Origin of the sequence: Streptomyces diastaticus subsp. diastaticus (genome assembly GCF_011170125.1) — a bacterium.
Lineage (GTDB): Bacteria > Actinomycetota > Actinomycetes > Streptomycetales > Streptomycetaceae > Streptomyces > Streptomyces diastaticus.
In genome coordinates, this window is sequence record NZ_BLLN01000002.1 from 1,388,948 (window position 1) to 1,400,776 (window position 11,829).

10 protein-coding genes are annotated in these 11,829 nt (G+C 73.9%); 8 read left to right on the plus strand and 2 right to left on the minus strand.

Annotated features, from left to right (window positions below):
- The first annotated feature begins 424 nt into the window (after window positions 1-424).
- The 6 genes from Sdia_RS07690 to Sdia_RS07715 all read left to right on the plus strand — a co-directional run bounded on the left by Sdia_RS07690 (window position 425) and on the right by Sdia_RS07715 (window position 7,550).
- Window positions 425-3,364: an AfsR/SARP family transcriptional regulator gene (locus Sdia_RS07690; protein WP_100452168.1), complete on the plus strand. Its 2,940-nt coding sequence runs from the start codon at window positions 425-427 to the stop codon at window positions 3,362-3,364.
- The gene (locus Sdia_RS07695; RefSeq protein WP_100452169.1) at window positions 3,361-4,089 is read left to right on the plus strand and encodes a prepilin peptidase; all 729 of its coding nucleotides are present in this window, start codon (window positions 3,361-3,363) and stop codon (window positions 4,087-4,089) included. Before Sdia_RS07690 ends, Sdia_RS07695 begins: the two co-directional genes overlap by 4 nt.
- A 144-nt stretch (window positions 4,090-4,233) precedes the next feature.
- On the plus strand, window positions 4,234-4,560 hold the full coding sequence (locus tag Sdia_RS29980) for a hypothetical protein (RefSeq protein ID WP_229831060.1): 327 nt from the start codon (window positions 4,234-4,236) through the stop codon (window positions 4,558-4,560).
- Between the two features lie 378 nt (window positions 4,561-4,938).
- A complete protein-coding gene (gene mqnC / locus Sdia_RS07705) occupies window positions 4,939-6,138 on the plus strand; it encodes a cyclic dehypoxanthinyl futalosine synthase (protein WP_100452171.1) in 1,200 nt (399 codons plus the stop codon).
- Between the two features lie 14 nt (window positions 6,139-6,152).
- Window positions 6,153-6,788 (plus strand): imidazolonepropionase-like domain-containing protein, encoded by a 636-nt coding sequence (locus tag Sdia_RS07710; RefSeq protein WP_115069694.1) that lies wholly within the window; start codon window positions 6,153-6,155, stop codon window positions 6,786-6,788.
- A gap of 66 nt (window positions 6,789-6,854) precedes the next feature.
- Entirely contained in the window at window positions 6,855-7,550 is a 696-nt protein-coding gene (locus tag Sdia_RS07715) for a demethylmenaquinone methyltransferase (RefSeq protein ID WP_100452174.1), read from the plus strand.
- A 235-nt stretch (window positions 7,551-7,785) separates the two neighbouring features.
- On the opposite strand, the gene Sdia_RS07720 is transcribed toward Sdia_RS07715, so the two are convergent.
- Window positions 7,786-8,292: a GNAT family N-acetyltransferase gene (locus Sdia_RS07720; protein WP_100452175.1), complete on the minus strand. Its 507-nt coding sequence runs from the start codon at window positions 8,290-8,292 to the stop codon at window positions 7,786-7,788.
- 102 nt (window positions 8,293-8,394) lie between these two features.
- On the opposite strand from Sdia_RS07720, the gene Sdia_RS07725 reads away from it, so the two are divergent.
- Window positions 8,395-9,681: a geranylgeranyl reductase family protein gene (locus Sdia_RS07725; protein WP_189399852.1), complete on the plus strand. Its 1,287-nt coding sequence runs from the start codon at window positions 8,395-8,397 to the stop codon at window positions 9,679-9,681.
- A 95-nt stretch (window positions 9,682-9,776) separates the two neighbouring features.
- On the opposite strand, the gene Sdia_RS07730 is transcribed toward Sdia_RS07725, so the two are convergent.
- Window positions 9,777-10,622 carry a C40 family peptidase gene (locus tag Sdia_RS07730; protein ID WP_206432834.1) on the minus strand — a complete coding sequence of 282 codons (846 nt, stop codon included), beginning with the start codon at window positions 10,620-10,622 and terminating at the stop codon, window positions 9,777-9,779.
- Window positions 10,623-11,443: 821 nt separating this feature from the next.
- Between Sdia_RS07730 and Sdia_RS07735 the strand changes: the two genes are divergently transcribed.
- Complete coding sequence (locus Sdia_RS07735; protein WP_003948737.1) at window positions 11,444-11,803, plus strand: NADH-quinone oxidoreductase subunit A; 360 nt, start codon at window positions 11,444-11,446, stop codon at window positions 11,801-11,803.
- Window positions 11,804-11,829: the final 26 nt, after the last annotated feature.

Here is an 11,829-nt window from a genome sequence, read left to right on the forward strand (position 1 = left end):
CCGACCCGCGCCCCCTCGACCGTTCCGGTCGAAGACGGCCTCAATCGCCGGCCGGGCTGCGAGGGGCGCGGTTCGGGACGTTGGTGAGGAGGTGCCCCGGCCCGGCCCCGCCCGACCCAGCGGGGAACGAACCGCGAACCCCGACAGCCCGGCCGGCGATTGAGGCCGATCAGTGACCGGCGCGGTCGGCAGGGGCGTGGGCAGAAGACGAGCCCAGCCACGGATGCCCCCGGCAGGGAACCGCCGCCCCCGGTTCCCGGTCCCTAAGGACAGGGGGCCCGCAGCCCGAGCGGGAACGCCGCGGGTCCCGGCCCGCATCCCTTCGACAGGGTCATGCCGACTAAGTAGGCTCAGGCCAAACCCACCCGACCCCGTACGGCAGGCGGCCCAGGCCGCCCCCGTACCCGTCCACAGGACTGTGCCCATGGCCCGCCGCACCCCCCACCGCTCGACGCGTTCGACGCGACAGCCGCAGCCCCAGCCGCTGCCCCGCACGCGGCGGACCTTCGGCGACTTCGCCAAGGCGGTACTCGCCTTCCTGGCGCTGGCCGTGCTCGTGATCGGCGTGCCGCTCGCCCTGGCCTCCGTGATCGGCTGGCCGCTGCCGACCGAGGCGCCCTCGCTGGACATGCTCCAGCAGGAGATCACCGTGGACACGTTCGTGGACGTGCTGGCGGTCGTGGTGTGGTTCGCCTGGGCGCAGTTCACCGCCTGCGTGCTGGTCGAGGTGAAGGCGGCGCTCTCCGGCGTGGGGCTGCCCTCCCGGGTGCCGGGCGCCGGGCCGAGCCAGGTGCTGGCGCGTCAGCTCGTCGCCGCCGTCCTGCTGCTCGGAGCCACCGCCGCCAGCTTCTCGCCGGGGCTCAGCCAGCTCGGCCAGCAGCTCGAAGGGCACCAGCAGCCCGCGGCCGCCGCCGCGCAGCAGACCCCGGGCCTCTTCGGGCAGGACCGGGCCGCCGCCGACTCGGCCGCCTCGGCCGTCGCCGAACAGGCGGGTGCCCAGGCCGAGCAGGCCGCCGCCAAGCACGGCGCGGCCAAGGGCGACACGAAGTACTACCGCATCCAGCCGCCCGAGGGCCGCCACCACGACTCGCTCTGGGAGATATCGGAGCGTCACCTCGGCGACGGCCGCCGCTACCACGAGATCTACCAGCTCAACAAGGACCGCGTGCAGCCCGACGGTTCGCGGCTCTCCGAGGCCAGCCTCATCCGGCCGGGCTGGATCATGGAGATGCCCGCCGACGCCACCGGCGGCGAACTGGTCGAGATGCCCGACGAGGCCCCCAAGGTCTCCGAGGAGGTCCGCGAGCAGATCACCGAGTACGCCAAGTCCGGGGAGGCCGGCGCCGGGGGCGGCTCCGCCGCGCAGGAGCAGAAGCCGGGCGCGGGCGACAAGGACCGTGACACCCAGCAGATCTCCGTTCCCGCCGAACGCCCCGACGAGTCGCCGCAGGTGGCCGCCCCGGCCGCCGAGGGCCTCTCCTTCGGCCTGCCGGAGGCCCTGATCACCGCGCCACTGCTGGCCGCCGGTCTCCTCGGCGCCCTCGGCCGGCGCCGCCGGGCCGCCCTGTGGCAGTCGGCGATGAGCGCCGTCGGCGGCCGGCGTGGCATGGAGCCGCCGGTTCCGGCCGGGTCCGCCGCCGACCTCCAGGACGCCCTGCTGATCGGCGCCGACCCCGAGGGCGTACGCCTCCTGGACCGCTCCCTGCGCGGCCTCGCCGCCTCGCTCGCCGACGAGTCGCGCCCGCTGCCCACCGTCTACGCGGCCTGGCTCAGCGACGGGGACCTGCACCTCCAGCTCGCCCAGCCCGCCGGGGAGCCGCCCGCGCCGTGGCAGACCGGGCAGGACGAGACGTTCTGGATGCTCGCCCGCGCCGACGGCGAGCGGTACGAGGAGAGCGAGGTGGCCGCGCCCTTCCCCGGCCTCGTCTCGCTCGGCACCCTCGACGACTCGCGGCTCCTGCTCAACCTGGAGGCCGTCCCCGGCCTCGTCTCGCTGAGCGGCGCCGCCGCCGACCGGGACGCCGTCCTCGCCTCGGTCGCCGCCGAACTGGCCACCAGCGGCTGGTCGGACCGGATGACCGTCACCCTGGTCGGCTTCGGTGAGGAGCTGACCGCCATCGCCCCGACCCGGCTGCGCCACCTCGACGGGGTCCCCGCGCTGCTGGAGACGATGGAGGCCGAGACCCGCCAGCGGCGCGGCGCACTCGGCACCGCCGGCCACGACTCGGTCCTCACCGGCCGCACCGGCCCGGCCCAGCACACCCGCTGGGCCCCGCACCTGGTCCTGCTGGCCGCCGAGCCCACCGCCGATGAGGCCACCCGCCTCGCCGAACTGGCCGCCGACGCCCCGCGCCTCGGCTTCGGCTACCTCGTCGGCACCGAGAGCGGTGAACTGCCCGGCGCCGCCTGGGAGATGGAGATCACCCCGGAGGGCCGCCTGCTCGCCCCGCTGCTCGGCCTGGAGCTGGACGCCCAGCGCGTCGAGGCCGCCGAACAGCGCGCCCTGGTCGACCTGTTCACCACCGCCGACCCGGACCACGAGCCGGAGCCGGGCGCCGCCCCGCCGCCCTTCCTGGTCGACGTCAGCGAGCAGGGCCGCCCGGCCGTCTACGCCCGCATGGTCGGCCCGTACGAGATCATCGGCATCGACGCGCCCGACGGCTCCCGCTCCGTCCTGCTCCACGAGGCGCTGGCCCAGCTCCTGCTGCACCGCGAGGGCGTCCACGTACGCGTCCTCGCCTCGGCGCTCTGGCCGCGCGGCGTCACCGAGGACGTGCGGGACGCCCTGGTGGACCGGCTGCGCGACTGGCTCGGCACCGACGAGGACGGCACGCCCCGCCTGACCACCGACGAGGCGGGCCGCCTCCACCTGGCCAAGTCCGTCGTCTCCGACCTCGACGTGCTCCGCTCGCTCTACCACGAGGCCACCCAGGGCCGCGGCGCCACCGACCGCGCGGTACGCGGCCGGGCCCTCACCGACGCCCTCGGCCTGGTCCGCGGCCCGCTCCTCGCCGACCGGCCCGAGGGACGGTACGGCTGGCTCGCGCACGAGATCGTCGACGCCCAGCTCCCGCTCCTCGTCGCCGACATCGGTCTCGCCCTCTCCGCCTTCCACCTGGAGAAGGAACGCGCCGGCAAGGCCATCGAGGCGCTGGAGCGCGCCCTGTCCACCGCCCCCGACGACGAGCGCCTCTGGAACGAACTGCTCCGCGCCACCCACGCGAGCGGCGACACCGAGGCCCTCGCCCGCCGCGCCGCCGACCTGGTGGCCCGCAGCGGTGCCCGGGGCCTGCCCCCGCGCACCGAGGCCCTCCTCGACGAGCTGCTCCCGGCCTGGCGCGACACCGCGTCCGCCGCCGGGTGACCGGCCCCCTCTGGCTCGCCCCGCTCGCCGCCCTCTGGGGCGCGGGCTGGGGCGCGCTGCTGCCCCGCGCCGCGTACCGCTTCGCCGCCCCGGCGGGCGAGGAGTGGCACACCGCCTGCCCGGAGGGCCATCCGCTCGGCGGCTGGCTGGGCGGGCCCGACTGCCCCGACTGCCGTACGCCGTTGGGCCGTCGCGCGCTGCCCGTACTCCTGACCGCCGCCCTCTGCGCCGCCCTCGCCCTCGCCACCGGGCCGCGCCCCGAACTGGCCGTCTGGCTGCTCGCCGCCCCCGTCGGCCTGCTCCTCGCCGTGGTCGACCTGCGCGTCATGCGGCTGCCCGACCCGCTGACCCTGCCGCTCGCCGCCGGGGTCCTCGCCCTGCTGGGGGTGGCCGCCGCCCTGCCCGGCGCCGCCGGCTCCTGGCTCGGCGCCCTGTACGGCCTGCTCGCCCTCGGCGGCGGTGCCTTCGTCCTCTTCCTGATCAACCCGGACGGCTTCGCCTTCGGCGACGTGAAACTCTGCCTCGCCCTCGGCGCCGCCCTCGGCTGGTACGGCCTCGGCGCCGTCTTCCTCGGCGCCTTCGCGGGGCTGCTCGTCGGGGCCGTTCACGGCCTCTTCCTCGTCCTGGCGAGGGGCGCGGGCCGCCGCACCGCCTTCGCCTTCGGCCCGAGCCTGCTGGCCGGCGCGTACGGCGTGCTGCTGGTCGCGGGGGCGGCTGCCGCCTGAGCCGGGCGGCTGCCTGAGCCGGGCGGCCGCCGCCCGGAAGCGCCAGGTCGCCTTCGGCCGGAGTCGCCGGCCCGCCCACGAGAGGGTCGGAGAGGCCGCGCCGCGCGCGGGCCCTCCGCCGGAACTCCGCGTAAGGCGCCGCCCATGCACGTCGTCCCCGGGCTCGACGTCCTCTCCCTCGGCATCCCGGTGGTGCCGGTCAGCACCCGCATCGAGAACGGCACGGCCGACCTCGCACCGATCTCCTCCGCCTGGTGGCTCGGCCAGTACGCCGTGCTCGGCCTCGGCGACGCCGCCCGGACCACCGCCGACCTGCCGCGCGAGCGCGAGTGTGTCCTCAGCCTCCCCACACCCGAGCCGGCCGACGCGGTCGACCGCCTCGCCCTCACCACCGGCAGACCCGACGTCCCGCGGAGGAGGGCGAACAGGGCCACCGGTACGAGCCGGAGAAGTGCGCGGCCGCGCACCTGACCGAGCAGCCCTCCGAGCTGGTCCGCGCCCCGCGCGTCGCCGAGTGCCCGGTCCCGCCGGAGTGCCGGGTCGTCGCGGCCCACCGCCTGGGCGGCCCCGGCGCGCACGCCACCGCCTTCCAGGCCGAGGCCCCGCGCACCCATGTGGAGGAGGGCCTGGTCACCCCGGGCACGCACCACGTGGACCCGGACGGCTGGGACCCGCTGATCATGAAGTTCTGCGAGTTCCACGGCGGCGGCCACCGGCTGCGCCCCTCGCGGCCGGCGGACGGCCGGAACACGCCCCACCAGCGCCCCGGAGGCGAGCGAACCGCACGAACGGGTACGGCGTAGTCTGAGGTGGACAGGTAATCCCCCCGCGCCGAGAGGTGTCAGCCGCGTGACCGAGAAGGCCGACCTCCAGTCCGTCCTCGACCGTGCCGCGGCGGGCGGCCGCATCACCCCCGAGGAGGCGGTGGCGCTCTACCGGGACGCCCCGCTGCACGCCCTCGGTGCCGCCGCCGACGCCGTACGCCGCCGCCGGTACGCCGGTACGGAGCACATCGCGACGTACATCATCGAGCGGAACATCAACTACACCAACGTCTGCGTCACCGCCTGCCGCTTCTGCGCGTTCTACGCCGCGCCGAAGGACACGGCGAAGGGCTGGACCCGCGACCTCGACGACATCCTGCGCCGCTGCGCGGAGACGATCGAGCTGGGCGGCACGCAGATCATGTTCCAGGGCGGCCACCACCCGGACTTCGGCGTGGAGTACTACGAGGAGCACTTCTCCGCGATCAAGAAGGAGTTCCCGGAGCTGGTGATCCACTCGCTCGGTGCCTCCGAGGTCGAGCACATGGCGCGGATCTCCAAGACCACCGTCGAGGACGCCGTCGAGCGCATCCACGCGGCCGGTCTGGACTCCTTCGCCGGCGCCGGCGCCGAGCTGCTGCCGGCCCGCCCCCGCAAGGCCATCGCCCCGCTGAAGGAGTCGGGCGAGCGCTGGCTGGAGATCATGGAGACGGCCCACCGGCTGGGCGTCGAGTCGACCTCCACCATGCTCATGGGCACCGGCGAGACCAACGCCGAGCGCATCGAGCACCTGCGGATGATCCGCGACTCGCAGGACCGGACCGGCGGCTTCCGCGCCTTCATCCCGTACACGTACCAGCCGGAGAACAACCACCTGAAGGGGCGCACGCAGGCGACCCTCTTCGAGTACCTGCGGATGATCGCCATCGCGCGGCTCTTCCTCGACAACGTGGCGCACATCCAGGGCTCCTGGCTGACCACCGGCAAGGAGGTCGGCCAGCTCTCGCTGCACTACGGCGCCGACGACCTCGGGTCGATCATGCTGGAGGAGAACGTGGTCTCCTCGGCCGGTGCCAAGCACCGCTCCAACCGCCTGGAGATCATCGACCTGATCCGCAAGGCCGGCCGCGTCCCCGCCCAGCGAGCCACCACCTACGAGCACCTCGTCGTCCACGACGACCCGGCGAACGACCCCGTCGACGACCGTGTGGCCTCGCACATCTCCTCCATCGCCATCGACGGCGGCACGGCCCACCCCGAACTGAAGCTGCTCGCCCCCAACTGACCGGGCCGCTCCCCGTGCTGACCCTCCACACCGCCCCGCTGCTGCTGCCGCCCGGCGCCGGCCCGCTGCCGGACGGCGCCGTCCTGGTCCAGGGCGAGGCGGTGCTGGCCGTCGGCCCCCGCGCGGAACTGGCCGCCGCCCACCCCGGCGCCCGCACCCGCGCCTGGCCCGGCCTGCTCACCACCGGCCTCACCCACGCCCGGGCCGTCCCCCTGCTGGAGTCGGCCTACCACCCGGACCCGCGCGAGTACGACCTGCTCGGCGACGCCCCGCTCACCGGGGACGTCCTCGCCCGCCTCGCCCCCGACCGGACCCGCTGGGCGGGCAGCGCCCGGCGCGGCGTCCAGCGGCTGCTGCGGCACGGGGTGACCAGGGTGGCCGGGACGTTCACCGACCCGGCCGTGCGGTCGGCGCTGGCGCGGGCCGGAGTCACCGTTGTCGGCCCCCGCGCGGCCCTTGGCGAGGGCGTGCCGTCCTTCGACCCCTTCGCGGGCGGCCACGACGCCCTGTCCGGCGTACCGCTCGTCCCCGGCGTCCGGGCCGACCTCGCCGCCTTCGACGTGCCGGACGCCGCCGCCCTGCGGGACGGGGGAGCCGCCGCCTGCGTGGCGACGGTGCTGGCCGGGCGGCTGGTGCACCGGGCCCGCTGACCGGGCGAGGGCGCGCCGGGGCGGCCCGGCCCCGGCACGCGGGACGGCCGGAGGCACAATGGCGGGGTGACGCGTGCATCTCTGGACAAGCAGCCGCAGGAAGTCGCCTCGATGTTCGATGACGTGGCGGCCCATTACGACCTGACCAACGACGTGCTGTCGCTGGGCCAGGCCCGGTTGTGGCGGAAGGAGGTGGCCCGCGCCGTCGACGCCCGGCCCGCGCAGAAGATCCTCGACCTGGCGGCCGGTACGGCGACCTCCTCGCAGCCCTTCGCCCGCGCCGGGGCGTACGTGGTGCCGTGCGACTTCTCGCTGGGCATGCTGCGGGTCGGCAAGAGCCGCCACCCGTGGATGCCGTTCACCGCCGGTGACGCGATGCGGCTGCCGTTCCGCGACGACACCTTCGACGCGGTGACGATCTCCTTCGGGCTGCGCAACGTCCAGGACACCTCCGCCGCCCTCGCCGAGCTGTACCGGGTGACCAAGCCCGGTGGCCGGGTCGTGATCTGCGAGTTCTCCCAGCCGACCTGGGCGCCGTTCCGCTCGCTCTACACCGAGTACCTGATGCGCGCCCTGCCGCCGGTGGCCCGCGCCGTCTCCTCCAACCCGGACGCCTACGTCTACCTCGCGGAGTCCATCCGGGCCTGGCCCGACCAGCCCGCGCTGGCCGCCCTGCTCCAGAAGGCCGGCTGGTCCAAGGTCGCCTGGCGCGACCTGACCGGGGGGATCGTCGCCCTGCACCGGGGCTACAAGGCCGCCTGAGCCCGCCTTCTCCGTCGTGGTGCCGGGCTGGTGGCCGCGCCGGCCACCCATCGGCCTCAAGCGCCGGCCGGGCTGTCGGGAGCGCGGTTCCGCCGGTCCGTGGGCGCGGCCCCGCCCGACCCAGCCGGCGCACGCACCGCTCACCCCTCGCAGCCCGGCCGGAGCCGACGCCGACTTCTCCAGCCCGGCCGGCGCTTGAGGCCAAGGCCGGGCGGCCGCAGCCCCCGGCCTCCCGTCAGAGCTTGAGCCGGTAGCAGTGGGCGGCCCGGCCCGACGGCGTACGGAACTCCTCGGGCCCGCCCATCCCGAGCCGCCGAGCCACCGCCGAGGAGCGATGGTTGGCCGCGTCCACCAGGGCCACGACCTCCTCGACCCCGGCGGCCCGCACCCGCTCCAGCGTCTCGCGGGCCGCGGCGGTCACGTACCCCCGGCCCCACGCGGACCGCGTCAGCCTCCAGCCGATCTCGATCCGCCCCACAGCCGGGCTCCAGTCGTGCGGCCAGGGCTGGGCACCGGTGAAGCCCAGCACCTCACCCCGGGCGTCGGTCAGCGTCCAGAAGCAGAAGCCGTGTTCGGCGTCGTGGCGGCGCTGGCGGGCGGTCATCTCCTCGTAGACGGAACGCTCGGCGGGCCTTCCGCCGAGGAACTCCATGACCTCGGGGTCGTCGAACACCCGGTGCCAGGCGTAGGCGTCCTCCTCGGTGGGGACGCGCAGGCCGATCGCGGGCGGAGGGTTGGTCATCTTCGGTGCGGCCCTTCAGTTCGGTGACAGGTACCGCTGCATAGACTGCACCTGTCCCGTGCCGCACGGCACCCGATAACCCAGTCCCGGGGAGAGCCAGCAGTGAACGAGCCCCGCACCGAACAGACCGCGGATGTCATCGTCGTCGGCGCCGGGCCGGCCGGCTCGACGACCGCCTACCACCTGGCCAAGGCCGGACTCGACGTCCTGCTCCTGGAGAAGACGGCCTTCCCGCGCGAGAAGGTCTGCGGTGACGGCCTCACCCCGCGCGCCACCAAGCAGCTGGTGGCGATGGGCATCGACATCTCCGAAGAGGCCGGCTGGTTGCGGAACAAGGGCCTGCGCATCATCGGCGGCGGCCACCGCCTCCAGCTCGACTGGCCGGATCTCGCCTCCTTCCCGGACTACGGACTGGTCCGCAAGCGCGACGACTTCGACGAGCAGCTCGCCCACCAGGCCCAGAAGGCCGGCGCCCGCCTCCACGAGCGGTGCAACGTCGGCGCCCCCGTCACCGACCCGCGCACCGGCCGCATCGTCGGCGTCGAGGCCAAGCTCGGCGTGGAGAAGACCCCGGTCACCTTCCACGCCCCGCTGGTCGTCGCCGCCGACGGCAACTCCACCCGCCTCTCCCTCGCCATGGGCCTGCACCGCCGCGAGGACCGGCCGATGGGTGTCGCCGTCCGCACGTACTTCACCTCGCCCCGGCACGACGACGACTACCTGGAGTCCTGGCTGGAGCTGTGGGACAAGCGCGGCCCCGGCCCGGACCGGCTGCTGCCGGGCTACGGCTGGGTCTTCGGCATGGGCGACGGCACCTCCAACGTCGGCCTCGGCGTCCTCAACACCTCCGCCTCCTTCAAGGAGCTGGACTGGCGCGAGGTGCTGAAGGCGTGGACCGCCTCCATGCCCGAGGAGTGGGGCTACACCGAGGAGAACATGACGGGCCCGATCCGCGGCGCCGCCCTCCCGATGGCCTTCAACCGCCAGCCGCACTACACCAAGGGCCTGCTCCTGGTCGGCGACGCGGGCGGCCTGGTCAACCCGTTCAACGGCGAGGGCATCGCCTACGCCATGGAGTCCGGGCAGATCGCGGCCGACGTCATCGTCCAGGCCCACGCCCGCACCACCCCGGCCCAGCGCGAGCGCGCCCTCCTCGGCTACCCCAAGGTCCTCAAGGAGACCTACGGCGGCTACTACTCCCTGGGCCGCGCCTTCGTGAAGCTCATCGGCAACCCGAAGGTCATGAAGCTCGCCACCGAACGCGGCCTGACCCACCCGGTGCTGATGCGCTTCACCCTGAAGATGCTGGCCAACCTCACCGACCCCACCGGCGGCGACGCGATGGACCGCGTCATCAACGGCCTGACCAAGGTCGCGCCGAAGGCGTAGCCGCGGTGCGGGGCGACCCGCACACACAGCGGAAGGCCCGCCTCCCCTCGGGGAGGCGGGCCCTCGCGCGTTCTGGGGACGGGGGTACTGCTAGCTCACAGGACGCGGACCGCGCCGTCGGCCGGGTAGCCGGAGAGGTCCTGGATGACGACGCCCTTGCCGGGGTTGGCGGCGTCGAGGTACTGGCCGTTCCCGATGTACACACCGGTGTGGTAAGCCGAGCCCTGGCCACCCCAGTAGAGGATGTCGCCGACCTGGAGGTTGGAGGTGCCGACCTGGGTGCCGGCGGTCGACTGCTCCTGCGAGGTGCGCGGGAGGTCCACGCCGACCTGCTTGAAGGCGGCCTGGACGAGGCCGGAGCAGTCCCAGGAGTTGGGGCCGGTGCCGCCCATGACGTAGGCGTCGCCGACCTGCGCCTGGAGGAAGCTGATGACCGAGGCGACGGAGCCGCTGGCCGGGGCCGGGGCACTCTGGGCCGGGGCGGCGGCGGTGGAGCCGGAGGAGGACGTGGCGGCGGCGGTCTGCACGCCGGACAGGTCGGTGCGCTCGGCGCCGCGTGCGGCACGCTCGGCGGCGGCGCGCTCCTCGGCCGCCTTCTTCTCGGCGGCGGCCTCGGCCTTCCTCTCGGCCGCCTTCTGCGCCTTCTTGGCGTCCTTCACGGCCTTCTCGGCCGCGGTCTGCTGCTCGGCGCGGTACTGGTAGGCGTCGGCGGCCTGCTGCGTCGCCTCGGCGGACAGGGCCGCCTTCGAGGTGAGGGCCGCGGTCAGCGTGGGCATCTCGACGGTCTCGGTGACCGGTTCGGCGGCCGTGGCGGCGTTGGCGCTGCCGGCGACCGCGATGGTGCTGAGGACTCCACCGGCGACTCCGGCCCGCAGCGCCATGGTCGACGTGCTGCGGCGGCGGGGCTTCCGGTGGCTGCGTATGGGAGCGGAGTGGGACATGGGACAAGCGCTATCAGGGCCGTCCGGTTACCCACAAGAAACGTGGGGTGCGCCACAGCTGTCCGTTTTGCCCGCCGAACGGGCGGCGCACGGCCCCTTATTGACGCCACAACGGGCAAATCGGGCCGTCGTGATCATGCGTGTGATCACTGGTTTTCCGCGTTACGCCCGAATTGCCCACGGCATACCACCGCAGCGGGTCGTTGGCCAAGCCCCGGATTCGGCCGTCGGCGGCGACGTGGCGCAGGTCACGGAACGGTCACCGCGTCAGTTGCGTCCCGCGCGCTCGTGAACGCGTGCACGTGCCGCGGCGGGGAGGGGCTCCGGCCCCCCGTGGGGGCCCCCGTGGGGGTGCGGTGGCGATGAGTCCGCTTTCCGCCGGTCCGTCCCGGCCGGCCCGCGGGTCGGCCGGAGTTCCCGACTCCACTTGCGTGGGTCCGCGGAGGCGGCCTGTCCCTATATCAAGCCGTGACGTCCATCGCAAAGTTGCTCCGCGCGGATGATCTTGCTAGCGAAACCGCCTCTCACCTGCTCCGATGATCGAAGATGTCACCTCTGGTGATCACTCGGGTGCTTCGCGTGTGAAGATCACCGCTCATCCGACTTCATGATCCTTCGTCAGGTGGTGGAGATCACAAAGACGTTGGTGACCCCCGTGTCGCAGATCACAGGGCGGCAGGCATAGGATGCGGGGCAGTTGGGCTTGTGAACTGCCTCACATGTTCGCGATCTTCGTGGGCACGTCAGGTGGATCAGGCGGAATCGCCGAGCGGCCCACGTCGCCGAATGCAGTCAGTGCCGACTGAGAGGAGCGAGGAGCGGTGAACGCGTATGCGCCCATCCTCGTACTGGGAGCCCTGGGGGCGGCCTTCGCGGTCTTCTCCGTGGTCATGGCCACCCTGATCGGACCGAAGCGGTACAACCGGGCCAAGCTCGAAGCCTACGAATGCGGCATCGAGCCGACCCCGACTCCGGCCGGCGGTGGGCGATTTCCCATCAAGTACTACCTGACGGCGATGCTCTTCATCGTCTTCGACATCGAGATCGTCTTCCTTTACCCCTGGGCCGTGAGCTTCGACGCCCTGGGGCTTTTCGGGCTCGTCGAGATGCTCCTCTTCGTGCTCACCGTCTTCGTCGCCTACGCCTACGTCTGGCGCCGCGGCGGCCTGGAATGGGACTGAACCGCACGCCCACGAGGGATCACGAG

Coding starts and splice junctions, on each gene's coding strand:
- Sdia_RS07690 (WP_100452168.1), top strand. CDS start 425: ATGGCCCGCCGCACCCCCCACCGCTCGACGCGTTCGACGCGACAGCCG.
- Sdia_RS29980 (WP_229831060.1), top strand. CDS start 4,234: ATGCACGTCGTCCCCGGGCTCGACGTCCTCTCCCTCGGCATCCCGGTG.
- Sdia_RS07720 (WP_100452175.1), bottom strand. CDS start 8,292: ATGACCAACCCTCCGCCCGCGATCGGCCTGCGCGTCCCCACCGAGGAG.
- Sdia_RS07730 (WP_206432834.1), bottom strand. CDS start 10,622: ATGTCCCACTCCGCTCCCATACGCAGCCACCGGAAGCCCCGCCGCCGC.